Genomic DNA, 25,185 nt, shown 5'->3' with positions numbered 1-25,185 from the left:
CTCGCGCCTCGATGTTACGACCGCAGCCGGTCCCGACCCCTGTTCTCGACGACGTTCTCACCGAACCCGGCCAAATGCTCGGCCGGTGGTCTGCATCCAGGTGTTCGCCGCTTCGTCGAGCGTACCGAGTGCCTGCGCCTTCTGGCACCACCGCATCGCTGCGACGCCGAATTCGAGGGGGTTGTAGACGTCCTCCTCGCACCGCCACAAGCCGTCGCCGGCGTAGGTGAGGATCGTGATGTTGGTGGCGGTGATCACGCTCCCGTCGCCCGGGTCGCGCATCGGATTGTCGATCTCGCAGATCACCCGTGCCGTCGGTGGGTCGACGACGTGCCACAGCGGATCGAACGAGGTCATGTGGCTGCCCGGGAACGTGGTCATGGTGCGGACGATCCACTCGCCGATCTCGGCGCGCCCGTGCATCGTGCCCATCGCGTGCTCGACGTAGACGGCATCGGGGGTGAACAGGTCGGCGAATCGGTCCCAGTTCCTCGACGTCGCGATGCCCGACACGGTGGAGGCGAACTCACCGAACGCCTCTTCGAGCTCGTCTGCCGTGACGTGGGCACCCACGGGGTTCTCGGTCGGCACGAGCCCGATGGTAGAGACCCGACGGGCCGCCGCGATGCGGTTCGCGAGAGATGCGGTTCGCGAGATCGGACGGAACTCGCATGTGCGACCGTGTACTCGGTACCATGCGCGACGAAGCGCGTGGTCGGCGCGGTCGTGGCGGAGAGAGCAGATGTATCAGGTCGGGGATGTGATCGCGGGCTACCGCGTGCTCGCGGTCCTCGGTACCGGGGGCATGGGCGAGGTCTACAAGGTTGCCCACCCGCGACTCCCGCGGGCCGATGCGCTCAAGATCCTGCGCTCCGCGCACGCCACCGACCCGGTGTTTCGTGCGCGGTTCGAGCGCGAGGCCGATCTGGTGGCGCCGCTGCAGCACCCCAACATCGTCGCCGTCTACGACCGGGGAGTGGTCGACGACCAGTTGTGGATCGCGATGGAGTTCGTCCCCGGGACCGACGCCGCGCAGATGGTGGAGGATCACGGCGCCCTCGACCCCCGACTGGCGGTGGCGATCATCGGCGGGGTCGCCGCCGGACTCGACGCCGCACATCGTCGCGGCGTCATGCACCGCGACATCAAACCGGCCAACATCCTGGTCACGCCCGGGGAGAGCCGCTTCCAACCGGACTCGGTGAAACTCACGGACTTCGGCATCGCGCAGGCCTTCGACGAGGCGACCTCGCTGACCGGTACCGGCACCACGGTGGGCACGCTGCGGTACTCCTCGCCCGAACAGATCGAGGGACGACGCCTCGACGCGCGCAGCGACATCTATTCGCTCGGCGCCACGGCCTACGAACTCCTCACCGGGGCGCCGCCGTTCGATGCCCCGACGCTGCATGGCCTGATGAGCGCGCACATCTTCGCCGAGCCGCCCCGGGCGACGACCCGAAACCGAGGGCTGCCGCCCGCGGTCGACGACGTCCTGCGCCGGTCGATCGCCAAGGACCCCGCACACCGGTACGGCAGCGCCCGCGAGTTCGCGTCGGCCCTGCACGGAGCCTTCGACACCCGCGACACCCTCGTGGGCGCCGCCCCGCCGCGCCCGACCACAGCACCACAGACCACGGCACCACAGGCCGCGGCACCACAGACCACGGCACCACCGACCATGCACGGTCCGGGGATGCCGGGTCCGGACACGATCCAGCGGGCGCACCCGATGCCGCAACCGCCGCCCCGGCTGATGCAGCATCCGCCGCGGCACCAGCACGTGCCGAACCCTCACCATGAGCCGGCCACAGTTCAGCCGGCCACAGTTCCTTCCGCCGACCGCCCCCGACCGTGGTATCGGCGCGCCGCGGTTCTCGGACCGGTCTTGGTGCTGCTCGCCGCGCTCGTCGGCGTCGGCGCAGGTCTCCTGCAGAACTCCGGCACGGCGTTGGCCGCGCCCGACCGGCCCGACGCGACGGTGAACAAGCAGGCGGTGGCGCTGGCCTGGAACGCGGTGGACGGCGCCACCGACTACATCGTCAAGCAGAACGACACGGTGATCTACAGCGGTCCGGCCACCTCCTACGCGGTGCCGCTCCCGCTGCCCGGGACGTACTCCTACTCGGTGGCGGCCCGTCGGACGGGAGGTTCCGGTTCGGGCTTCTCACTGGCCTCGGCGCCGGTGACGGTGTTCCTCACATGGCGTGGCCTGCAGTGGATCGCCGACCTCTATCCCGACCTTGTGCCCTCGAGTCCGTTGAGCACCAACGGATTCGACAAGCTAAGCTGCTTCGGCGACAGCGGCTCGCTGTCCTTCGACACCACCCAGCAGTCGATCATCTGCAAGAAGATGGACGGCGATCTCACCACCTACACCGTCACCATCTACGGGTATGCCACCGCCGACGAGACCCGGTCGGCGGCCAAAGTGATGATCGTCGGCAGCAACCCCGGGACGCCGTACACCACCTCGCAGGGCACCGCGGGTACCCGCACCCTGCGCCCGATGGTGCAGAATCCCGCGGGCGCCACCGCGGTCTTCACCTTCTCCACCGGTCCGCGCACCCGCACCTACGTCCAGGTGGACCTGGACAAGGGCACGCCCGCACAGGCCGGCGACATCCTGGCGAGGTTGCCGTTCTGATGAGCCATACCCCTTACCCGTCACCGACGATGACCAGCCCCTCCGCACCGCGTCGTCGGCGCTTGCGGTGGCTGCCGTGGACGCTGATCGCGGCGCTGGCGGTGATCGCCCTGGTGGGCGGGTTCCTGGTGACCCGCAGCCTCGGCGCCGTCGACGCGCCCGCGTCGCCCACCGGACTGCAGCTCACCCGCGGTACCGGCCAGGTGACCGCGACGTGGCAACCCGTCGCCGGGGCCGACGGTTACCAGCTGGTCCGTGGTGACGTCGTGGTCTACGACGGCAAGGACACCAAGGCCGTGGACCAGACGGTCACCGCGGGTGCACACACCTACCGGGTGCAGGCCGTGCGCCGTGACGCCGTGTCGGCGCCCGGGGAGTCGCGCACGATCGACGCCGGGCAGGGATGGGGTCTGTACGCCCCGCTGATCGCCGAGTTCCCCGCATTGCTGCCGCAGGCACCCGACGCCAAGGGCTGGGATGACCTGACGTGTTTGTGGATGCTGAACCCGGTGCGAGGGGAACGTGGCCCCAGCGAATCCGGGGTCGGCGAGGTCTGGACCAAGCTGCGTATCCGGTGCGCCGATCCGGGACTCACGATCGCGATGCATGTGTTCTGGTTCGACGACAAGGACGGCCTCGACGGAGCGCTGTCGCAGTTCGCCGAGACCGGCACACCGATCAAGTGGAACCAGGGCACCGGTTATGTCGTGCCGGGTGATGGATCGATCTACGTCAAGTTCGACGACCCCGCCCGCCGCCTGGCGGTGATCGCGATGAAGGGTGTGACCTCGACAATGACTTCGAAGGAACTTCTCGACCTCGCCAATTCGTTGCCCCGATAGTCTCCTGCGCGGCACCATGGCCGGGAGCATGATGAATGTGTGGGCGATGGCGCGCACATGTCGTGAGGTGGAGGTTCGTCGATGGAGCGGTTGAGTGGGCTGGATGCCTCGTTCCTCTACATGGAGACGCGCTCGCAGCTGATGCACGTCGTGGGACTTCTCGAAGTCGATCCGTCCACGATCCCGGGCGGCTACTCGTTCGGCAGGCTCCGTGATGAGATGGGCCGGCTGGTGCGGGCCACACCGAAGTTCCGGCGCAAGCTCGACAACTCGTTGCTCAACATCGATCACCCGGTGTGGGTCGAGGACACACACTTCGACATCGATCGGCACGTGCACCGGGTGGCCGTACCCGCTCCCGGCGGCACCGCCGAGGTCGACGAGCTCATCGGTCACCTCGCCGGCCAAACCCTCGACCGCGCCAAGCCGCTGTGGGAACTCTGGGTCATCGAAGGACTCGCCAATGGCCGCATCATGGTGATGCTGCGCATGCACCACGCCGCGGTCGACGGTGTCGGCAGCGCGGAGGTGTTGGCTCAGCTGTGCTCCATCTCGCCGACGGAGACCGACCTCGATCCCGAACTGGTCCGCAAGAACGCCGGCGGCGGTTCGCACGCCGCGCTCGCCGTCGCTGGGGCGTTGCACTATTTCCTGCAGCGCCCGGTGGCGATGGCCCGGCTGCTGCCGCCGACCCTGGCGATCCCGTTCGAGTGGGCGCGGCGCGCCCGGTCGCAGTCGGCGATGCCCGCGCCGTTCCAGGCTCCGCGCACACGGTTCAACGGGCCGATCACCCCGCACCGGTCGGTCGCGCTGACGCAGGTGTCGCTGTCGGACGTCAAGCGCGTCAAGAACCGTTTCGGGGTCAAGGTCAACGACGTGGTGCTCGCGATGACCGGCGGGGCGCTGCGCGACTATCTGCTGTCCCACGACGAACTGCCCGAGCGGCCGCTGATCGCGATGGTGCCGGTGTCGGTGCACGGATCCGACGAGACCACGATCATGGTGGAGGGCACCAACAAGGTGTCGGGCATGTTCACCCAATTGCCCTCCGACATCGCCGATCCGGTGGAGCGGGTGGAACGCGCCGCGGAACTCTCCCGGCGTTCCAAGGAACATCACGCCGAGATCGACGCCAACATCATGCGGGCGTGGGCGCAGTTCGCTCCCGGCGCCACCATGTCGTCGTTGATGAAGTTCTACGGCGACCGCAAGTTCGCGCTCAAGCATCCGCCCATTTACAACGTCACCGTCTCCAACGTCGCCGGTGCCGACGTGCCGGTGTATTTCTGCGGGGCCAGGGTCACCGCGATCTATCCGCTCGGTCCGATCTTCCATGGGCTCGGACTCAACATCACGGCGTTCTCCGTCGGCGGCATGCTCAACATCGGAATCCTGTCGTGCACCGACCAGGTTCCCGACGTCTCCGCCATCGCGAACGCGTTCGACGAGCAGCTCAAGACGCTGCTCGAGGTGTGTGGCGACTGACCCGGACCGCATGGCCATCTAGGCTGAGTGGCGTGTCCATCTACGATCACGGATTCGCGCGCGTCGCCGGTGCGGTGCCGGTCGTCTCGATAGCCGATCCGGCGGCCAACGCGCAGGCCACGATCGGCCTGATGCGCAGTGCCGCGGCGGCCGGTGCCGCACTCGTCGTGTTCCCCGAGATGGGACTGAGCGGCTACAGCATCGACGACCTCGTGCAACAGGACGCGATCATCGAGGCGTCGCTGACCGCTCTGGCCGCGGTGGTCGACGCCAGTCGCGGACTGGCCCCGGTGATCGCGGTGGGGCTGCCACTGGTGGTGGGCAACGGTCTGTTCAATTGCGCCGCGGTGATCCACGACGGCGCCGTGCTCGGGGTGGTGCCCAAGGCGTATCTGCCCGAGTACCGCGAGTTCTACGACAAGCGGTACTTCACGGCCGCCCGCGACACCCCGCTCGACACCGTGACGCTCCTGGGCGCAGACGTGCCGTTCGGCACCGACCTGCTGTTCGAGGCGGGCGACATTCCCGGTTTCACCCTGCATGTCGAGATCTGCGAGGACGGGTGGGTGCCGATCCCGCCGAGCACGTGGGCGGCTCTCGGCGGTGCCACCGTCCTGGCCAATCTCTCCGGCAGTCCGGTCACCATCGGCAAAGAGGCCTACCGACGCGACCTGTGTGCCGGGATCTCCGCGCGGTGCATCGCCGCCTACGTGTACGTCGCAGCCGGATACGGGGAATCCACAACGGATCTGGCATGGGACGGCGACGCGCTGATCGCCGAGAACGGGGCCCTGCTCGCACGCAGCGAGCAGTTCGCGCCGAACGAGCAGCTGATCGTCGCCGACGTCGATCTGGATCGCCTACGGCAGGAGCGAATCCGGATGAGCAGCTTCGGTGATCAGGTGGGCGATCATGCGCAGCGGTTGAAGTCGTTGCGCCGCATACACTTCGACTTCGGAAACCTCAGCACCGACGACGAGTTGCGCCGCACGGTACCGCGGTTCCCGTTCGTGCCTGCCGGTGCGGCCGACCGCGACGAACGGTGCCGCGAGGTGCGCAACATCCAGGTGCAGGGACTGGCCGCGCGGTTGCGCGCCATCGGCATCGACAAGGTGGTCATCGGTGTCTCCGGCGGACTCGATTCGACGCTCGCACTGCTGGTGGCGGTGGACACCTTCGATCGCCTCGGCCTGCCACGCGCCAACATCCTCGCCTACACGATGCCCGGATTCGCCACCGGCGGAGCCACTTTGCGCCGTGCGCACGTGCTGATGGATTCGCTGGGGGTCAGCGGCAGCGAACTCGACATCCGTCCGTCGTGCGAGCAGATGCTCGCCGACATCGGGCACCCGTATGCGAACGGGGAGCCGCTCTACGACGTGACCTTCGAGAATGTGCAGGCCGGTGAGCGCACCTCGCATCTGTTCCGTCTCGCCAATCATCACGGCGGCATCGTGCTGGGCACCGGCGACCTGTCCGAACTGGCGTTGGGCTGGTGTACCTACGGTGTGGGCGACCAGATGTCGCACTACAACGTCAACACGTCGGTGCCGAAAACCCTGATCCAGCATCTGATCCGGTGGATGATCACGGTGGGCGAGTACTCCACGGAGACGTCCGATGTGCTCGCCGAGATCCTCGACGACGTGATCACCCCCGAACTCGTGCCACCCGGTGCCGACGGCGTCGTCCAGAGCACCGAGGACGCCGTCGGGCCCTACGAACTACACGATTTCTTCCTGTATCACCTGACGCGCTTCGGTTTCCGGCCCACCAAGGTCGCCTATCTCGCGCGGCAGGCCTGGGGTGATCCGGATCGCGGCCCGTGGTCCGATCTGATCGCCACCGATCGTCGTAACTCCTACGATGCGCAGACCATCGAGCGGTGGCTGTCGGTGTTCCTGAAACGCTTCATGGGCAACCAGTTCAAACGCACCGCCATGCCGAACGGGCCCAAGATCGGTTCGGGTGGTTCGCTGTCGCCGCGCGGTGACTGGCGTTCGCCGTCGGATGCGTCCGCGCGGGCCTGGCTCGATCAGCTGTCCGGGCGGTGAGGCGCGGCGGGGGACTGCTCGGTCCGGATCGACCAGCGCACTGGCACCTCGCCGTGCGACTCGATCACTCCGCGCTCCGCGAGCACGGTGAGGTGGGCGGCGGTCTCCCGCAGCGCCATCCGGCCCAGCCCGATCGACAGTTCCCCGAACGGACGAGACCAGGTGACCGAACGCGTGACCTCCCACGCGGTGGACTCCGGTGACGCGGCGATCGCCTCGGTGATCTCGGTCAGCCGTTCCTCGTGATGGGCCAGTAACGCGCCCACCCGCGTCGCGAGTCCACGGAATCGGTACTCGTGTGACGGCAGTGCCTCGAGGTCGGGCAGATGTTCGGTGTGCGCCAACGAGATCAGGTATTCCGCGAGCGGACTCGGCGAGGAGAACGGGCTCGCCGAGACGTTCGGGCTGATTCGCGGCAGCAGATGATCACCGGTGAACACCACGTTCGCGGCGTCGTCGGCAAAGCAGAGGTGCCCCGCCGTGTGCCCGGGTGTCCACACCGTCCTCAGGTTCCAGCCGGGCAGGTCGAGCGGATCGTCGTCGTCGAGTTCCACGTCGATCCGACGATCCTTGGGAAGCCGGACGAACAGCCGCATGCTGAGGTCGGCCACGTCGGTCGGCGCGCCGAGCATCTCGAGATCGTCAACAGCAGAGGCGATTTCCCGTTCGATCGCGTCGTCGTCACGGTGCTGCAGGTGCCGCGCATCGTTGCGGTGCATGCCCAGGACGGGGTCGGTGTGCTCGAGTAGCCGCGGCACGTTGCCGAAGTGATCGGGATGCAGGTGGGTGATGAACACATGGGAGATGTCGGAGAGGTCGTGACCGGTCGCGTGCACACCGTCGACCAACAGCCGCCAGCCCTCGTCGGTGTTCCATCCGGTGTCGATGAGCGCGAGCGACCCGTCGGGCAGCGCGAGTGCGTAGACGAGGATGTAGCGCAACGGATTTCGCGGCATCGGGACCGGGATCGACCACAGTCCGGGCCGGACCTCCTCGACCGGCGGGAGAACCTTCTGTGCCCACGCCTCGCGCTGGCGGTGTCCGGTGATGTCGATCGCGGCGCTCACCGCCGCACCCACTCGCTCCAGCCCGTCAGGTCGGTCAGCGCGTCGGGGTCGGGGGTGATGCCGATTCCGGGCCCGGTGGGCACCGACATCCGCCCGCCGGCGGCCACGAACGGTGCGGTGATGTCGCGGGCGAAATACCGGTCGGTGCCCGAGATGTCGCCGGGCAGAACGAATCCCGGCATCGCCGCCAATGCGAGATTGGCGGCGCGACCCACCCCGGTCTCCACCATTCCGCCGCACCACACCGGAATGCCGTGTGCCGCACAGACGTCGTGCACGCGGGCCGCCTCGAGGTATCCGCCCACGCGTCCCGGTTTGATGTTCACGATGTCGCAGGCGCCCAGCGTGATGGCCTCGGCCGCCGAGCGCGCGGAGACGATCGATTCGTCCAGGCACACCGGGGTGCGCGACACCTCACGCAGCCGGATGTGGCTGCGGAGGTCCTCCTCGTCGAAGGGCTGCTCGACGAGGAGCAGTTCGAAGTCGTCGAGTCTCGCCAGGTGCCCGATGTCGGCGGGACCATAGGCGGTGTTGGCGTCGACCTGCAGGGCGATCGAGTCGCCGAACCGCTCCCGTACCGCGCGGGTCGGGTCGAGGTCCCATCCGGGTTTGATCTTCAGTTTGATGCGGTGATAACCGTTCTCGATGTGGGTGGAGACCTCGGCGAGCAGGTCGTCGATGCGGTCCTTGATGCCCACCGATACACCCACCGGTACCGATGACGCGGTGGCGCCCAGCCGTGCGGCCAGTGCCATACCGGCCTCTCGCAGTTCGGCGTCGAGGATCGCCGCCTCCAGGGCGGCCTTGGCCATGCGGTGTCCTTTGATGTGTCGCAGCAGCGGGGCCACCTGCGCCGCGGTGATGTCGCCGGCGTCGAATATTGCGGGGAGCAGGAATCGGCGGAGCACGTCGATCGCCCCGTCGGTGTATTCCTCGGAGTAGATCGGATCGTCGATGGCGACGCATTCGCCCCAGCCCTCGGCGGCGTCGGTGACCGCCCGCACCAGCAGCGCGTTGCGGCTGTATTCGATGCCGAACGACGTCCGGAACGGACTGACCAACGGCAGGTCGACGCGGCGCAGTTCGAAGCCGACCGGTTTCATGCCACCGAACCCGCCGTGTCGGTGGCGGCTTCGGGACCGAACACGTAATGGCCCGTGCGCAAGAACCGCACCGGGCGAACACCCGCACCGGCCGGTGCGAGTAGCGGGGAGAGTCCATCTCTCAGCGCACTGCGCCACCGCGACGCCTCGAGCGGATGCCGCCGACGCATCTCCTCGATGTCGGCGGGTACAGCCACCACCACTGTTGTCTCCGGTGCCGCCACCGCGCCGGTGGCCCGCGGGTGCGACGGATCGGTCAGATCGATGGCCTCGGCGGCGCCCTGCGCACGCAGGGTCGAGACATCGGGCGCCTCGGGTTCGCTTGCCGAAGTGTCGTCGAGCTGCCAGTACATCAGCACCCGGTCGGATTCGTCGGTGCCGCCGAGTTCATCGCCGACATCGCCGTAGAAGTCGCGGTAGTAGCGCGTCGGGCGGGCCCCGAGTTTGGCGATGTTGAAGTAGGCGTTGCGGGCGACGAGCGGATCGAAGGTCCAGGTGATCGCACCGATACCGCGGGCACGGGCCCAGTCGCGCTGGTGCATCTTCAGTGCGAACCCGACGCGGTGGCCGCGGCCGAGATGCGACACCCCGGTGATGTGGCTGTGCAGCACCTCGCCCACCGGCGCCGCGAAGAAGGCGACACTGCCGCCGGCCAAACGGCCGCCGACGAACGCGCCCGCCACGTAGTTGCCCGCATGTGACAGCGCCCGCAGCATGTCGGTGCTCACCGGACGATTACCGGGATCGGGATGCCACACGTCGTCGAAGATCCTGCTCAGCGCGACCAGGTCGTCGTTCGTGGTCAGCTCGCGGATCACCACCTCGGGGGACTCCTGCGTCATGACCTCATTGTGGTCCGCGCTGCTCCACGCCGGCGACCCGACCCTGTTGCCACACCGCGAGCAGTTCGTCGAGCACCTCGGTGGCCATGCCGAACGGGCTGAGGTGGCTTTCCCCGTGCAGCGTGAACAGTTTGGCGTCGGGCAGCAGCGACACCACGTGCTCGCCGTGGGCGAACGGCACGATGTGGTCGTGATCGCCGTGCCACCAGCGCACCGGTGTGCTGACGTCGGCGGCGCGAAATCCCCAGTCCCGGGCGAACACGACGACGTCGGTGAACGGGGCCTCCATCCGGTGGCTGCCGCCGTTGAGCAGGTCGTCGAGAAACATGGCGCGAAACTCTGGGCGGGCGAGGAGTTCGCGGTCGGCGACGGGCGAGAACCGGCCGTAGAGCATGATGCACGGCTCGGCGATGGGTCGGGCGAAACGCAGCGCCGTGCTGATCGTCCGGCCCACCGGGGCACCCGCCACCGACACGAGCGGCGCCAGGTGCCGGGTCACGCCCACCACGCCACCGGCGATGGCCTCCGGTCCGACGGTGGGTGCGACACCCCCGACGACGCCTGCCGCGCAGACGCGTGGGCCCAACGCGTGGGCGGTGGCCAGCGCGTAGGGTCCGCCGCCGGACACGCCGATCACCGCGAACTCGTTGACGCCGAGCGCGTCGACGACCTGCGTGAGGTCGTCGACGAAGTCGTAGACGCGTTGGTATCGGTGGGCGGTGGATGATCCGACCCCGGGCCGGTCGAGGCCGATGAGCCGGATACCGCACGTTTCGGCGTGGCGTCGGGCCTCGGTGGGGATCTGCCGGCGGGCACCCGGGGTGCCGTGCAGCCAGACGAACGGACGCCCCGACGGGCAGCCGTATTCCGCGAAGCCGATCCGCCGGTGACCGCCGCGACCATCCTCGACGGCGATCGAGCCCTCGATCTTGGGGCGATCGACCTCAATCATGTGATCAGCATCTCATGATCTGGATCACACTCGATCCCGGTTCGGCGACAACCGGTGTCGGTGGAGATGACCGTCGCCGCGAAAACCGGCAAGGTGGGACTCACCTCGAACCGACGGGAGCACACATGGCGTCAGCGTGGGAGCCGCTCCGGAACGCAACGTTCCGCAATCTGTTCATCGCGCATCTCGTCTCGAACGTCGGGTTGTGGATGCAGACCGTGGGCGCCCAGTGGTTCCTGGTGGAAAACCACGCCGGGCCGACGGCGATCTCGCTGGTACAGACCGCGAGCCTCCTACCGACCCTGCTGTTCTCTCTGCTCGCCGGGGTGCTCGCCGACATCCTCGACCGCAAGTGGCTGCTGGTGGTGATGTCGGTGTACTCGGCGGTGATCGGTGCGGTGATGGCGGTGCTGGCCTGGACCGGGCACCTCGACACCGCCGGCCTGCTCATCCTGACCTTCTTGCTCGGGTGGGAGCGGCGCTCTCGTCGCCGGCCTTCCAGGCGATCACTCCCGAACTCGTGCCGCGCGAACAGATTCCCGACGCGGCATCGTTGGGCAGCGTGTCGGTGAATGCGGCCCGGGCGATCGGCCCCGCGCTGGCCGGTCTCCTCTTCGCCGCCGGTGGGGCGGGGACCGTGTTCGCGCTCAACGCCGCGTCGTATCTGGCGGTGGTCGTTGCGCTGCTCGCCTGGCACCGGCCGACGGCGCAGTCCCAGGTGGAACCCGAACATCTCGCCGAATCGATGGCGGCGGGTCTGCGGTACGTGGCGGCGGCACCCATCGTGCGCCGCATCCTGCTGCGATCGGCACTGTTCGCGGTGCCCGCGTCGGCGTTGTGGGCGCTGCTGCCGCTGGTGGTCAGCGACTATTTCCATCTCGGATCGACGGGTTACGGCCTGGTCCTGGGTGTGCTGGGGATCGGTGCGCTCGTCGGGGTGGCCCTGATGCCGTGGCTGCGTGACCATCTGGCCCCCAACGTGTTGCTCTCGTCGTCGGCGTTGCTGTTCGGTATCGCCACCATCGGCGCGGTGACCCTTCCGATGTGGGCGGCCCTCGTGCTGTTCGTGCCGGCCGGGATCGCCTGGATCGTCACTCTCACCTCGCTGAACGCGGCCACCCAGCTCACCCTGCCGCAGTGGGTGCGTGCCCGCGGGATGTCGGCGTACCTGCTGGTCTTCATGGGGTCACAGGGCATCGGCGCGCTGCTGTGGGGGGCACTCGGCAGCCACCTCGGAACGCGGTGGGCACTGGTCATCGCGGGTGTCGCGCTGGTGCTCACCGCGGCCAGCGTGCGAGTGCTCCCGTTGCATCCGGCCACCGGCACCCTCGACCGGGAACTGTCGATGGCGTGGCCGGTGCCCACCCTCATCTTCGAGCCGGAGCCGCGCGACGGCCCGGTCGAGGTGATCGCACGCTACGACGTGCCGCCGTCGCGGCAGCCCGACTTCCTCTCGGCGATGCCCGCGGTGGCGCGGTCGCGGCGCCGCACCGGCGCACGCAACTGGCGGCTCTACCGCAGCGCCGATGAGGCGAACAGATTCGTCGAGCAGTTCATCGTGCCGTCGTGGTCGGAGTACCAGCGCCAGCATCAGACGCGGTGGACCGGCTACGACCACGAGAACGTGGCCCGTGTGCTCGCGATGACCGAGACCGGTGTGCCCGACGAACGGCATCTGTTCAGTACCCCGGTCCGCTGAGCCCAGTCGATGTGACGTGGTCGGCGGGCCGATCGGGCCGTTCGACCCAGCCCGCTCTCAGTCGTCTCCCGTACGGTTGACATCGTGGGTAGCGACAGGGACGAGGGCGTAGGAGTGTCGCCGGGTCGACGCGCTCGGCGCGCCATCGGGCACGTGATCAAGCCCTACCCGGTCCGCGATCTGCCGACCGGCGCCATGGTGGAGATCCCCGGCCGCGGACGCACGTTCGTCACCGATTCCGGCCCGCGCGATGCGCCCGCGGTCTTCCTGCTGCACTCGGTGCTCACCACCGGACTGCTCTGCTGGTATCCGGTGATCCCGCAACTCAACTCGCGCTACCGGGTCATCACGCTCGACCATCGGTGGCACGGCCGGGGAATCCAGGTGGGCGGGTTCGATCTGCTCGATTGCGCCGACGACGTGGTGGGGCTGGCCGACGCGCTCGGCATCGAGCGTTTCGCCGCCGCGGGATTCTCGATGGGCGGCGGTATCGCCCAGCTCGTCTGGCAACGTCACCCCGAACGGGTCTCCGGGATGGTGTTGTGCTCTACCGGCCCGTACTTCAGCGAACGTGATCGGCAACGCCGCAGCCGCGACGAGCGCATCGGCCGGGTCCTGCGGCCGATCTACGAAGCGCTGCCGCGACCGTCGGACCGCGCGCTCGACGCGCCCGCATCGCATCCCTCCATCTGGGCGATGCGACAGTTCCTGTCCACTCCGCTGTCGCACGCCGGCGACTTCGGCGCCGGGCTCGGCCGCTTCGATTCGCAACCGTGGCTGGCCGACATCGACGTGCCGACCTCCGTGGTGGTGTCGGTGCACGACCGGGTGGTGGAACCCGAGCGACAGCAGTTGCTGGTCGACGGCATCCCCGGCGCGCGCCGATTCGACGTGGACGGCGGCCACGCCTGCTGCGTGCTGGGCGCGGAGAGGTTCATCCCGCCGTTCATCGAGGCCGTCGACGCATTGGCGCTCCCGGTCGCCGCGTCCACTCCCGCGTCCGTCGTCGACCACTAACACCTCCACCGGCCTGCGCGCGGCAAGGCGCTTCGTCATGCCGGGAGCGTGTGCGGCATGCTGAGACGATGTCGCCCTGGGAGCTGATAGCGGTAGCCGCCGCAGGTTTCGGCGCCGGAGCCATCAACGCGCTCGTCGGCAGCGGCACCCTGATCACCTTCCCCACGCTGGTGGCCTTCGGGGTGCCGCCGGTGTCGGCGACGATCTCCAACGCCATCGGGCTCGTCGCAGGCGGAGTGTCGGGGACGTGGGGGTACCGAAGGGAGCTCGAGGGGCAGTGGCCGCGGCTGCGCTGGCAGATCCCCGCGTCGTTCTTCGGTGCACTCCTCGGGTGCTATCTGCTGCTGAACCTTCCCGAGAAGGTATTCGAGGCGGTGGTTCCGGTGCTGCTGGTGGGCGCGTTGATCCTGGTGGTGGCACAGCCCTACATCCAGCGGTGGGCGCTGCGGCGAGCCCTGGGCGGCAAGTCTGCGGACCCGAACCGGTCACTGGCCGAGGCGTTTCCGTTGACGCCGGCCCGCATCGGGGCGCTGACCCTGGCGACGTTCCTGATCGGCGTGTACGGCGGCTATTTCACCGCCGCCCAGGGAATCCTGCTCATCGCCGCGATCGGGATCATCGCCCCCGACGATCTGCAACGGGTGAACGCCGCAAAGAATCTGCTGTCACTGATCGTGAACGTCGTCGCCGCCGTCACCTACACGATCGTGGCATTCGATCGGATCGTGTGGCCGGCCGCCGCGGTGATCGCGGTGGGCTCGCTCGTCGGCGGCGTGGTGGGCGCGAAGTACGGCCGTCGCCTGTCGCCGACCGCGCTGCGCATCGTGATCGTGGTGGTGGGACTCATCGGCCTGTGGCGGTTGCTGGCCTGACCGATTCGGATGCGGGCACCTCCGGTTGCGTGAATCCGTGACGGCTGCAAGTGGTTACGTCGTACGGTTGGCCAGGGCCGGCGTCGATGCCGGTCACCGGAAGGAGCCACCATGTCCGCTGTGGTCGTCGTCGCCACCATCTCGCCCAAACCCGGACACGAGCAGGAGGTCCGCGACGCCATCCTGGCGGCGATCCCCAAGGTGCACGCCGAACCGGGATGCGAGCTCTACGCCCTGCACGAGGCGACGGGCGATGGCACCGATCTGGTGATGATCGAGAAGTGGGCATCGGCCGACGCCCTCGGTACCCATGGCAAGGGTGCGGCCCTGGCCGAACTCGGCGGTGCCATCGGGTCGCTGCTCGCCGCGCCGCTGGACGTCAAGACGTTCGGCGCGGTGCCCGCCGGCGACGCCGACAAGGGCGCTGTCTGATCCTCGGTATCGGTTGTGCCGTAGATCGGTGTCACCAGGCGACACCGATCTACGGCAGTAGCTGCCCGCACACCGGTCCGTGATTAGACTCGGCAACGTGCCCTCCTTCAGCCCCCTGGAGTGGCCGGTGTTCCGGCAGTTGCGCACCGGCGACAAGTTCGGTCGTGGTCCGGCCGTGCAGTCGGCCCGCACCCGCGCGATCGAACCCCGCACCGCCACCGCCGACCGTGTGGTGCAAAGCGTCTGCCCGTTCTGCGCGGTCGGGTGCGGGCAGAAGGTGTACGTCACCGACGAGAAGGTCGTCGCGATCGAGGGTGACCCCGATTCACCGATCTCACGCGGCAGGCTCTGCCCCAAGGGGGCGTCGAGCGAACAGCTCGTCAACAATCCGTTGCGCCAGAAGAAGATCCGCTATCGGGCGCCCTTTGCCACCGAGTGGACAGACCTGGACCTGGACACCGCGATCGACATGATCGCCGACCGGTTCGTCGAATCCCGCCGCCGTACGTGGCAGGAGGTCGACGACCAGGGCCGCCGGCTACGGCGGACGATGGGGATCGCCTCGCTCGGCGGGGCCACCCTGGACAACGAAGAGAACTACCTGATCAAGAAGCTCTTCACCGCGGCCGGTGCGATCCAGATCGAGAACCAGGCCCGCATATGACACTCCGCAACCGTCCCCAGTCTGGGGGCTTCGTTCGGACGCGGCGGCGCCACGCAATCACTCCAGGACATGGCCAACGCTGATTGCATCGTGCTCATCGGCGGCAACATGGCCGAGGCGCATCCGGTGGGATTCCAGTGGGTTGTCGAGGCACGTGCCCGGGGAGCCCGGGTGATTCACGTCGACCCGCGGTTCACGCGAACGTCGGCCAACGCCGACAAGCACATCTCGATCCGTGCGGGTTCCGACGTCGTGCTGCTCGGCGGGCTGATCAACCACATGCTCACCCACCAGAGGTACTTCCACGACTACGTGGTGGCGTACACCAACGCGGCGACCATCGTCAACGACGACTTCCGCGACACCGAGGATCTCGGTGGCCTGTTCTCCGGCTTCGACCCCGAGACCGGGCAGTACGATCCGTCGACCTGGGCCTACGCCGACGCGCAGGACGGAAACATCGACAGCCCACGAAACGAACACGGTGCGTCGGCCTCCGGTCGCGCGGCGGGCGACGAGCACGGTTCCGGCGGTCCGCCGCTGCAGCACGCCAACGTGCTGCGCGACGAGACCCTGCAGGATCCGCACACCGTGTTCCAGATCCTCACCCGGCACTTCTCGCGCTACACGCCGGAGATGGTGCGCGACATGTGCGGCATCTCCGTCGACGATTTCACCTACCTCGCCGAGTCGATCGCCGACAACTCCGGCCGCGACCGCACCACGTGTTTCGGCTACGCCACCGGCTGGACCCAGCACACCCTGGGCGCACAATTCATCCGCACCGCGGCCGTCCTGCAGTTGCTGATGGGCAACGTCGGGCGTCCCGGCAGCGGCATCATGGCGCTGCGCGGCCACGCGTCCATCCAGGGCTCCACCGACATTCCGACGCTGTTCAACCTGCTTCCCGGCTACCTGCCGATGCCGTCGGTCGGGCAGCACGACACCCTCGCCGACTATCTCGGGGCCGTCGGATCCCCGGCGGAGAAGGCGTACTGGGCGTACGCCGACACGTACATGATCAGCCTGCTCAAGGCGTGGTTCGGTGACGCCGCCACCGCCGGGAACGACTGGTGCTTCGACCATCTGCCACGGCTCGACGGCCCCGCGGGCACCTATCAGACGACGGTGTCGATGCTTGCCGACGAGGTCGAGGGCTACTTCGTGCTCGGCCAGAACCCGGCCGTCGGGTCGGCCAACGGCCGCCAGCAGCGGCTCGCGATGAGTCACCTGAAATGGCTGGTGGTGCGTGATCTGAACATGATCGAGTCGGCCACCTGGTGGAAGGAGGGGCCCGAGATCTCGTCGGGCGAACTGCACACCGAGGACATCGGCACCGAGGTGTTCTTCATGCCCGCGGCCACACACGTGGAAAAGGCCGGATCGTTCACCCAGACCCAGCGGATGGTGCAGTGGCGACACCAGGCCGTCGCCCCGCCCGGGCAGGCGCAGAGCGAACTGGACTTCTTCTACGAACTCGGCCGACGCATCCGGGCACGGCTGGCCGACTCCCCCGACGAGCGCGACCGGCCGCTGCTCGACATGACCTGGGACTATCAGCTTGACGAGCACGGCAATCCCGAACCGGAGTCGGTGCTCGCCGAGATCAACGGATACATCACGTCGGGGCCCGACGCGGGTGACGCACTCACCTCGTACACCCAGATGAAGGCCGACGGCTCGACGGCGGGCGGATGCTGGATCTACACCGGTGTCTACGCCGGCAAGGTCAATCAGGCGGCGCGCCGCGTCCCGCACGGCGGCGATTCGGTCAGTCAGCACGAGTGGGGTTGGGTGTGGCCCGCCGACCGGCGCATCCTCTACAACCGCGCCTCCGCCGACCCGCAGGGACGCCCGTGGAGCGAACGCAAGAAGTACATCTGGTGGGACGCCGACGAGGGCCGCTGGGTGGGCGACGACGTACCCGACTTCCCCGTCGACAAGGCCCCCGACGCGCCAGGGGACCCGAAACTCGGTGGCGCAGAAGCATTGTCGGGCACCGATCCGTTCATCATGATGTCCGACGGTAAGGGGTGGCTGTATGCCCCGAAGGGACTCGTCGACGGCCCGCTGCCCGCACACTACGAGCCACAGGAATCGCCGGTCGCCAACGCGCTCTACCCGCAACAGCAGGCGCCCGCCCGAATCATCTTCGCGCGCAGCGACAATCTCGACGCACCCAGCGCCGGTGCGCCCGGTGCCGACGTCTACCCGTACGTGTTCACCACCTACCGGCTCACCGAACACCACACCGCGGGCGGCATGAGCCGCTGGTCGCCGTACCTGGCCGAACTGCAACCGGAGATGTTCTGCGAGGTGTCGCCCGAACTCGCCGCGCAGCGCGGGCTGGTCAACGAGGGATGGGCCACCATCGTCTCGCCGCGCGCCGCCATCGAGGCGCGCGTGCTGGTCACCGACCGGATGACCGCGCTGCGGATCAACGGACGCGACGTTCACCAGGTGGGTCTGCCCTACCATTGGGGCGTGGGTAGCGACGCCGTGGTCAGTGGTGACGCCGCCAACGATTTGCTCGGCGTCACACTCGATCCCAACGTCCAGATCCAGGAATCCAAGGTGGGCTCGTGCGACGTGATCGCCGGGCGCAGACCGCAGGGGCAGGCACTGCTCGATCTGGTGCGCTCCTATCAGCAGCGCGCCGGGGTGACCGTCGAGACCGACAACATCCGGATCACCGACCCACAGGCCGAGGGGTATACGTGACGAGCCACCAACTGTCGGGACCCACCGACCCCAGCGGCGACGCGCATTGGGGCGATGCCGAACGTCCCCGCAAGGGATTCTTCACCGACACCTCGATCTGCATCGGCTGCAAGGCCTGCGAGGTCGCGTGCAAGGAGTGGAACCACAACCCGCGCGACGGTGATCTGGAACTGACCGGCATGTCCTACGACAACACCGTCGCCCTCGGCGCCAGTACCTGGCGGCACGTGGCCTTCATCGAACAGGGCCGCGAAAGTATCGCCGCGGCACGGGAATCGGGACGCGAGCTCATCGAGCTGGGGATGCCGGGGATGCCGGGGATGCGGGTCGGCGAAGGTGGTCTCGACAAGCTCGACCAGCGGGGGGAGCTCGACCAGCGGGGGGAGCTCGACCAGCGGGGGGAACTCGACCAGCGGGGGGAGCTCGACCAGCGGGGGGAACTCGACCGGCGGGAGGACACCACGCCGCCCGACACCCCCGAGTTCCGGTGGCTGATGTCCTCGGACGTGTGCAAGCACTGCACGCACGCGGGCTGCCTCGACGTCTGCCCCACCGGTGCGTTGTTCCGCACCGAGTTCGGCACCGTGGTGGTGCAACACGACGTGTGCAACGGCTGCGGCACCTGCGTCGCGGGATGCCCGTTCGGCGTCGTCGAACGCCGTTCAGACGGCACCGTCGAACCCACCACCCGGGAGGGGGAGCGCAAGGGCGAGCAGCCGCCCGTGCCCAAACGTGGTGTGGCACAGAAATGTACGCTCTGCTACGACCGCCTCGTCGACGACGAGACGCCCGCCTGCGCCCAGACATGCCCCACCACGTCGATCAAGTTCGGCGACCACGACGGCATGGTGGCCACCGCGCGCGAACGTGTCGCGCAGCTGCACGCGCAGGGCATGACCGAGGCCCGGCTCTACGGCGCCAACCCGAACGACGGTGTGGGCGGCACCGGATCGGTGTTCCTGCTGCTCGACGAACCCGAGGTGTACGGCTTGCCCCCGGACCCGCGGGTGTGCACCGCGGACCTGATGTCGATGTACCGGCGCGCCGGGGTGGCCGCCGCCGGAATGCTTGCCGCCGCGGCGATCTCATTCCTCACCGGACGAGCACGGTGAGGTCGCGATGACGTCCGAGTACGATTCGCTGCGTCCGCCGGAACCGCCCCGGCGTCGCCGCACACGTGGCCGCGGCCGGCGCCGGCCCGGATTTCTGGGCGGTGGCGACGGCAGTCGCGAGATGTCGATGGTGCCCGACGTCGAATTCGAAAGAGTGGAAGGCTATTACGGGCACCCGGTGGTCAAGCCGGCCCCGTGGGGTGACGAGGTGGCCCTCTACCTGTTCCTCGGTGGCGTGGCCGGCGGGTCGGGTATCCTCGCTGCCGGTGCCCAGCTCACCGGGCGGGATGTGTTGCGCCGCAACGCCCGGATCGGTGGACTGGCCGCCACCGGGCTGGGTGCGGTGGCACTCGTCGCCGACCTCGGCCGACCCGACCGCTTCTACAACATGCTGCGCACCTTCAAGATCACCTCGCCGATGAGCGTGGGTTCGTGGATTCTGTCCGCCTTCGGCGGGGGTCTGGGTGTTGCCGCCGCCGCCGATGTCGATCGTCTTCTGCGCGAACGACTTCCACTCGGCCCGTTACGCCCGGTGCTACGTACTGTGGAGCCGGCCGCGGGACTGGCTGCCGGTGCATTCGGATCGCTGCTGGCCGTGTACACCGCGGTACTGCTCAGCGACACCGCCACACCCACCTGGAATGCGATGCACCGCGATCTGCCATTCGTCTTCGTCAGTTCGGCGAGCCTGGCCGCGAGTGGACTCGCACTGGTCACCACCCCGGTGGAGCAGACAGCTCCCGCACGGACATTGGCCGTGCTCGGTGTCGTCGGCGACATCAGCGCCACCCGCCTGATGGAACGCCGGATGGATCCGGTGGCCGCCGAACCGCTGCATCACGGCACGCCCGGCACGCTGATGCGCATGAGCGAAGTGCTCGCGGTCGCCGGGGGAGTGGGTGCGGTGCTGGGGCGACGGTCCCGACTGGCCTCCGCGGCCGCCGGGCTCGCACTGCTCGCGGCGTCGGCATGCACGAGATTCGGTGTGTTCCATGCCGGAATCGAATCGGCAAAGGACCCGCGTTACACGATCGAACCGCAGAAACGGCGTCTCGCACAGCGACGCGCGGCGGGGATCGTCGACGACTCCATCACCACCGCCGAGTGAACCGCGACACTGCTCAGCGCACCCGTATTCCGCTGCCCGACACGGTTTCACCGATCACCGGGTAGCCCGGCACCTCGCCCACCAGCAGCAGTCCGCCCGAGGTCTGGGCGTCGGCGAGCAACAGGAGATCCTCCTCGGTGATGCCCGGGCCGGGGGTGAGGTGATCGCGCACCCAGTCGAGATTGCGCCGCGTGCCACCGGAGACGAATCCGTCACGCAGCGCCTCGCGCGCACCGTCGACCACCGGCGCGGCGCGATGGTCGATCACCGCACCGACTCCGGAGGCGCGCGCCAGCTTGTGCAGGTGACCGAGCAGGCCGAACCCGGTCACGTCGGTGCCCGCCACCACCCCGGCCGACAACGCCGCCGCGGCGGCGTCACGATTGAGCGTGGTCATCAGTTCGATGGCGGCGGCAAACACCTCCCCGGTCCGTTTGTGCCGGTTGTTGAGCAGTCCCACGCCGATCGGCTTGGTCAAGGTGATCGGCAAACCCGGTGCGGCCGCATCATTCCGGATGAGTCGCTGCGGGTCGGCGACGCCGGTCACCGCCATCCCGTACTTGGGTTCCGGGTCGTCGATGCTGTGCCCGCCGATCACCGGGCAGCCCGCCTTCGTCGCCACCGCGAGCCCACCGCGCAGTACCTCGGTCATCAGTTCCATCGGCAGCACGTCGCGCGGCCACCCGACCAGGTTGATCGCCACCACCGGTGTACCGCCCATCGCGTAGATGTCGGACAGGGCGTTGGCAGCGGCGATGCGGCCCCAGTCGTAGGCGTCGTCGACGACGGGGGTGAAGAAGTCGGCGGTCGAGAGCACCGCGAGATCGTCGCGGACGCGCACGGCGGCAGCGTCGTCGCCGTCGTCGAGTCCCACGAGGATGTGCTCCCCGGTCTGGCCGGTCAATCCTGCCACCGCCTGTTCGAGTTCGCCGGGCGGGATCTTGCACGCACAGCCACCACCGTGCGCAAAGGCGGTGAGTCGAAGGGTCTCGGTGCTGTCGACAGTGCTCACCCGCCCGAGCCTAACCATCGCCCCGAGCGCCACCATGCACAGTGGCGTCTCGGGCAGGGTGGACCGCGCTCGACCAGGTTGGATCGCGCTCGGCTAGGTTGGACCGAGCAGGGAGGCGTCTGGGTCCTGGTGGTCCCCCCGGTCTTCAAAACCGAGGAGATCGAGTATCTCGGTCTGGCGGGTTCGATTCCCGTCCGCCTCCGCCATAGCGCCGCCCCACAGTGCCGCGGCGCAGGTCACGGAGACTGTCCGTCGAGCCGAGGAGGTGGAGGTGACGCGCACCGATCCGCGACGCCACATCCCGCGTACCGACCGGCTGCTCGCGGTCGCCGACATCCGCGACGCCACGCACCGGCTCGGGTCGCAGACCGTCCGGTCCGTCATCGTCGACGTACAGGACCGTGCCCGACGCGGCGAACTGGCCCCCGAACGCGTCGAGGCCACCGTGGTGGACGAACTCGCCACCCGCACCGCCGCCAGCGGCCGTCGGGTCCTCAACGCCACCGGGGTGGTGATCCACACCAACCTCGGTCGTGCGCCGTTGTCGGATGCCGCCACCGCCGCGGTGCAGGCCGCCGCCGGGTACGTCGACGTCGAACTCGACCTGCGCAGCGGTGCCCGGTCGCGCCGCGGTGCCACCACCCGGGAGGCCCTGCTGCGCGCATGTCGCGGCGCCGGGGACGCCCTCATGGTGAACAACGGGGCCGCCGCCCTCGTGCTGGCCACCACGGCGCTGGCCGCCGGCCGCGACGTGGTGATCAGCCGTGGGGAGATGATCGAGATCGGCGCCGGGTTCCGGCTCACCGACCTCATCGCGTCCACCGGTGCGCGACTGCGCGAGGTGGGCACCACCAATCGCACCCACCTGCGTGACTACGCCGACGCGATCGCGAGCGGCGACGTCGGCTGCGTACTCAAGGTGCATCCCAGCAACTACCGGATCAGCGGCTTCACCGCGGAGGCCACCATCGCCGAGATCGCCGGGGTGACCAGCGAACACGGCGTGCCGCTCGTTGCCGACCTGGGCAGCGGTCTGCTGGCCGCCGACCCGCTGCTACCCGACGAGCCCGACGCCGCATCCGCGCTCGCCGCGGGCGCCGACCTGGTGATCGCCAGCGGCGACAAACTGCTCGGCGGACCACAGGCGGGCATCCTCCTCGGCGACGCAGACCTCGTCGGGCGGCTCGCCCGACACCCGCTGGCGCGCGCCGTGCGAGCGGACAAGCTGGCGTTGGCGGCGATGGAGGCCACCCTCTCCGGGCCCGTGCCGCCGGTGACCGCCTATCTGCACGCAGACCCGGCGACGTTACGGGCGAGGGCCGAGCGACTCGCCGAATCCGTCGGGGCCATTGCGGTCGGGGCCCCTGCGGTCGGGGTCACAGTGGTGGCGCACGACGGCCGGGTGGGCGGTGGCGGCGCACCCGGCGTACCGCTGCCCGGGTGGGCGGTGGCACTGCCCGAACACGTGGCGCAGCTGCTGCGGACCGGGGATCCCGCGGTGCTGCCGCGGGTGCACGACGGCGCCTGCCTGATCGACCCGCGCTGCGTTCCCGAAGCCGACGACCACCGCCTCGCCGCGGCGATGCGCGCGGCGCTGGCCGCCGGCGGCGAGGTCTCCTAGGTGTACGTCGTCGCCACCGCCGGGCACGTCGACCACGGCAAGAGCGCGCTGGTGCGAACCCTCACCGGGATCGAACCCGACCGGTGGGCCGAGGAACGTCGACGCGGGCTGACCATCGACCTCGGATTCGCCTGGACCACACTGCCTTCCGGTGCCGACGTGGCCTTCGTGGACGTTCCCGGCCACGAACGTTTCCTCGGCAACATGCTCGCCGGGCTGGGTCCGGCACCGGTGGTGATGTTCGTCGTGGCCGCCGACGAGGGATGGCGCCGGCAGTCGTCGGATCACCGGGATGCCGTTGCCGCACTGGGAATCTCGAGTGGCGTACTGGTGATCAGCCGGGCCGATCGGGCCGACGCCGGACGCATCGCCCGGGTCGTCGCGCAAGCGCGCGACGAACTCGGCGGCACCGGACTCGCCGACGCCTCCGTCGTGGTGACCTCGGCGGTCAGCGGCCGCGGTGTCGACGACCTCCGCGCCACCCTCGACCGTGTTCTCGGCGCGTGCTCCGCAGCCGAACCCGCAGCCCCCGTGCGGCTGTGGATCGACCGGTCGTTCTCGGTCACCGGGGCCGGAACCGTGGTCACCGGAACGTTGTCGGCGGGCACCGTGAGTCGCGACGACGTCCTTGACCTGCACACCGCACACGGCATCCGCCCGGTTCGGGTGCGTGGTCTGCAGAGCGAGAACAGCGGCCGTGACAGCGTCGGACCGGTCACCCGGGTGGCGGTCAACCTGCGGGGCGTCACGGCGGCCGAGGTCGTCCGCGGGGATGCCCTGCTGACTCCCGGCATGTGGCACACGGGCGACGTCGTCGACCTGCGCCGAACCGCCGGTCCGGCGTTCACCGAAGTGCCGCAACGGATTTCGGTTCATGTGGGCACCGCGGTGCGGCAGGCCCGGGTGCGGCCGTTCGGCGTCGACCATGCGCGGGTACTCCTCGACGCACCGCTACCGATGGTCGTCGGCGACCGTCTCGTGGTGCGCGATCCCGGCAGCGGGCTGATCGGCGGTGGGTTGGTGCTCGACGTCGAGCCGCCACCGCTGCGACGTCGCGGGGACGCCGTCCGACGCCGAAATGTCCTGGCGGACATGGCTACGCACCGAGATCCCGCGGCGGAGGTGGCCCGTCGCGGCGCCGTCTCCGCCGCCCACCTGCGCCGGCTGGGGGTGATCGACGACGCCTCGACGCCACCTCCCGGCATCCGGGTGGTCGGTGACCTGTGGGTCGACGCGACCGCGCTGCGGCAATGGGCCGTCCGATTGCGCGACGCCGTGGAGGAGTCGCATCGGCGCGATCGGCTGGCCGCCGGACTGCCGAGGGCGGAGGTGGCCGATCGGCTCGATCTGCCCGCCGATGCCCTGCTCGCGCCGGTGATCGAAGAGGCAGGGGTCGAGGACGTCGACGGAATGCTCTCGATGCCCGGTCGCACCCGGGATCTCGGAGATGCCGAGGACGCGGTCAGCGCCCTCGAACAGCGTTTCGCGACAAGGCCATTCGCGGCTCCCGAGGCCGACGACCTCGCCGCGCTCGGGCTCGGTGCCAAGGAACTCGCCGCCGCGGACCACCTGGGCCGCCTGCTGCGCCTCGGGGACGTGGTGCTGGCACCCACCGCACCTGCGGTGGCGATGCGAACCCTCGCGGGCCTGGACCAGCCGTTCACCACCAGCGCCGCACGTCAGGCGCTGGGCACCACCCGGCGTGTGGTCATCCCCTTGCTCGAACACCTCGACTCGCGCGGCTGGACCCGCCGCCTCGACGCCGGACACCGCGAAGTGGTGCGCTGAGCACCGATCGTGGCCGTTGTGGCCGGTCAGCCCCCTGGTTTGCCGTGGGGAGTTCTCCCCATTGGCCGACCGGGATGCGTGCGGTTGACTTCTCCACATCGCAGCAAGCCGGAAAGGCACCAACCCGAACAGGCGTCACGCCCGAAC

General features: G+C 69.0%; 18 protein-coding genes, 1 tRNA gene and 1 pseudogene. 14 read left to right on the top strand and 6 right to left on the bottom strand.

Annotated elements, in window-relative coordinates; genetic code table 11:
* Positions 1-57 precede the first annotated feature (57 nt).
* Positions 58-591: a nuclear transport factor 2 family protein gene (locus ACWDTD_RS04075; protein WP_449745771.1), complete on the bottom strand. Its 534-nt coding sequence runs from the start codon at positions 589-591 to the stop codon at positions 58-60.
* Between the two features lie 151 nt (positions 592-742).
* Between ACWDTD_RS04075 and ACWDTD_RS04070 the strand changes: the two genes are divergently transcribed.
* From ACWDTD_RS04070 to ACWDTD_RS04055, 4 genes are all read left to right on the top strand, one after another.
* The gene (locus ACWDTD_RS04070) at positions 743-2,647 is read left to right on the top strand and encodes a protein kinase domain-containing protein (RefSeq protein WP_449745770.1); all 1,905 of its coding nucleotides are present in this window, start codon (positions 743-745) and stop codon (positions 2,645-2,647) included.
* Positions 2,647-3,489, top strand: a complete 843-nt coding sequence (locus ACWDTD_RS04065; protein ID WP_449745769.1) for a fibronectin type III domain-containing protein — start codon at positions 2,647-2,649, stop codon at positions 3,487-3,489. The genes ACWDTD_RS04070 and ACWDTD_RS04065 overlap by 1 nt, the downstream gene beginning before the upstream one ends.
* Before the next feature lie 81 nt (positions 3,490-3,570).
* Complete coding sequence (locus ACWDTD_RS04060) at positions 3,571-4,974, top strand: WS/DGAT/MGAT family O-acyltransferase (RefSeq protein WP_449745768.1); 1,404 nt, start codon at positions 3,571-3,573, stop codon at positions 4,972-4,974.
* A gap of 32 nt (positions 4,975-5,006) precedes the next feature.
* Positions 5,007-7,028 carry an NAD(+) synthase gene (locus tag ACWDTD_RS04055; protein ID WP_449745767.1) on the top strand — a complete coding sequence of 674 codons (2,022 nt, stop codon included), beginning with the start codon at positions 5,007-5,009 and terminating at the stop codon, positions 7,026-7,028.
* Here the strand turns inward: ACWDTD_RS04055 and ACWDTD_RS04050 are convergent.
* The 4 genes from ACWDTD_RS04050 to ACWDTD_RS04035 are packed head-to-tail and all read right to left on the bottom strand — an operon-like array spanning position 7,010 to position 10,992.
* The gene (locus ACWDTD_RS04050; RefSeq protein ID WP_449745766.1) at positions 7,010-8,095 is read right to left on the bottom strand and encodes an MBL fold metallo-hydrolase; all 1,086 of its coding nucleotides are present in this window, start codon (positions 8,093-8,095) and stop codon (positions 7,010-7,012) included. The two genes, ACWDTD_RS04055 and ACWDTD_RS04050, sit on opposite strands and share 19 nt — an antisense overlap.
* Positions 8,092-9,198 (bottom strand): o-succinylbenzoate synthase, encoded by a 1,107-nt coding sequence (menC, locus tag ACWDTD_RS04045; protein ID WP_449745765.1) that lies wholly within the window; start codon positions 9,196-9,198, stop codon positions 8,092-8,094. Before menC ends, ACWDTD_RS04050 begins: the two co-directional genes overlap by 4 nt.
* The gene (locus ACWDTD_RS04040; protein WP_449745764.1) at positions 9,195-10,040 is read right to left on the bottom strand and encodes a GNAT family N-acetyltransferase; all 846 of its coding nucleotides are present in this window, start codon (positions 10,038-10,040) and stop codon (positions 9,195-9,197) included. Before ACWDTD_RS04040 ends, menC begins: the two co-directional genes overlap by 4 nt.
* A 4-nt stretch (positions 10,041-10,044) precedes the next feature.
* Positions 10,045-10,992, bottom strand: a complete 948-nt coding sequence (locus ACWDTD_RS04035; RefSeq protein ID WP_449745763.1) for an alpha/beta fold hydrolase — start codon at positions 10,990-10,992, stop codon at positions 10,045-10,047.
* A 14-nt stretch (positions 10,993-11,006) separates the two neighbouring features.
* On the opposite strand from ACWDTD_RS04035, the pseudogene ACWDTD_RS04030 reads away from it, so the two are divergent.
* The 7 genes and pseudogenes from ACWDTD_RS04030 to nrfD all read left to right on the top strand — a co-directional run bounded on the left by ACWDTD_RS04030 (position 11,007) and on the right by nrfD (position 20,617).
* Positions 11,007-12,691, top strand: a pseudogene (locus ACWDTD_RS04030) (MFS transporter).
* Positions 12,692-12,886: 195 nt separating this feature from the next.
* Entirely contained in the window at positions 12,887-13,708 is an 822-nt protein-coding gene (locus tag ACWDTD_RS04025) for an alpha/beta fold hydrolase (protein ID WP_449745933.1), read from the top strand.
* 68 nt (positions 13,709-13,776) lie between these two features.
* Positions 13,777-14,580, top strand: coding sequence for a sulfite exporter TauE/SafE family protein (locus ACWDTD_RS04020; protein WP_449745762.1), 804 nt, complete (start codon positions 13,777-13,779; stop codon positions 14,578-14,580).
* A gap of 111 nt (positions 14,581-14,691) precedes the next feature.
* A complete protein-coding gene (locus ACWDTD_RS04015) occupies positions 14,692-15,012 on the top strand; it encodes a putative quinol monooxygenase (protein WP_449745761.1) in 321 nt (106 codons plus the stop codon).
* 97 nt (positions 15,013-15,109) lie between these two features.
* Positions 15,110-18,397 carry a formate dehydrogenase gene (gene fdh / locus ACWDTD_RS04010; RefSeq protein ID WP_449745760.1) on the top strand — a complete coding sequence of 1,096 codons (3,288 nt, stop codon included), beginning with the start codon at positions 15,110-15,112 and terminating at the stop codon, positions 18,395-18,397.
* Entirely contained in the window at positions 18,394-19,509 is a 1,116-nt protein-coding gene (locus tag ACWDTD_RS04005) for a 4Fe-4S dicluster domain-containing protein (RefSeq protein ID WP_449745759.1), read from the top strand. Before fdh ends, ACWDTD_RS04005 begins: the two co-directional genes overlap by 4 nt.
* 7 nt (positions 19,510-19,516) lie before the next feature.
* Entirely contained in the window at positions 19,517-20,617 is a 1,101-nt protein-coding gene (nrfD, locus tag ACWDTD_RS04000; protein WP_449745758.1) for an NrfD/PsrC family molybdoenzyme membrane anchor subunit, read from the top strand.
* 13 nt (positions 20,618-20,630) lie between these two features.
* Here the strand turns inward: nrfD and selD are convergent, their stop codons facing one another.
* Complete coding sequence (selD, locus tag ACWDTD_RS03995; protein ID WP_449745757.1) at positions 20,631-21,647, bottom strand: selenide, water dikinase SelD; 1,017 nt, start codon at positions 21,645-21,647, stop codon at positions 20,631-20,633.
* A 93-nt stretch (positions 21,648-21,740) separates the two neighbouring features.
* Here selD and ACWDTD_RS03990 point away from each other — a divergent pair.
* The 3 genes from ACWDTD_RS03990 (at position 21,741) to selB (ending at position 25,038) form a co-directional block, all read left to right on the top strand.
* Positions 21,741-21,835: transfer RNA gene (locus ACWDTD_RS03990), tRNA-Sec, on the top strand.
* Positions 21,836-21,900: 65 nt separating this feature from the next.
* On the top strand, positions 21,901-23,250 hold the full coding sequence (selA, locus tag ACWDTD_RS03985; RefSeq protein WP_449745756.1) for an L-seryl-tRNA(Sec) selenium transferase: 1,350 nt from the start codon (positions 21,901-21,903) through the stop codon (positions 23,248-23,250).
* A complete protein-coding gene (selB, locus tag ACWDTD_RS03980) occupies positions 23,251-25,038 on the top strand; it encodes a selenocysteine-specific translation elongation factor (protein ID WP_449745755.1) in 1,788 nt (595 codons plus the stop codon).
* Positions 25,039-25,185 lie beyond the last annotated feature (147 nt).

The organism is Gordonia sp. NPDC003425, from assembly GCF_053588635.1.
The sequence above is the reverse complement of the archived record's forward strand: the minus strand, read 5'-3'. Positions and strand labels throughout refer to the sequence as shown.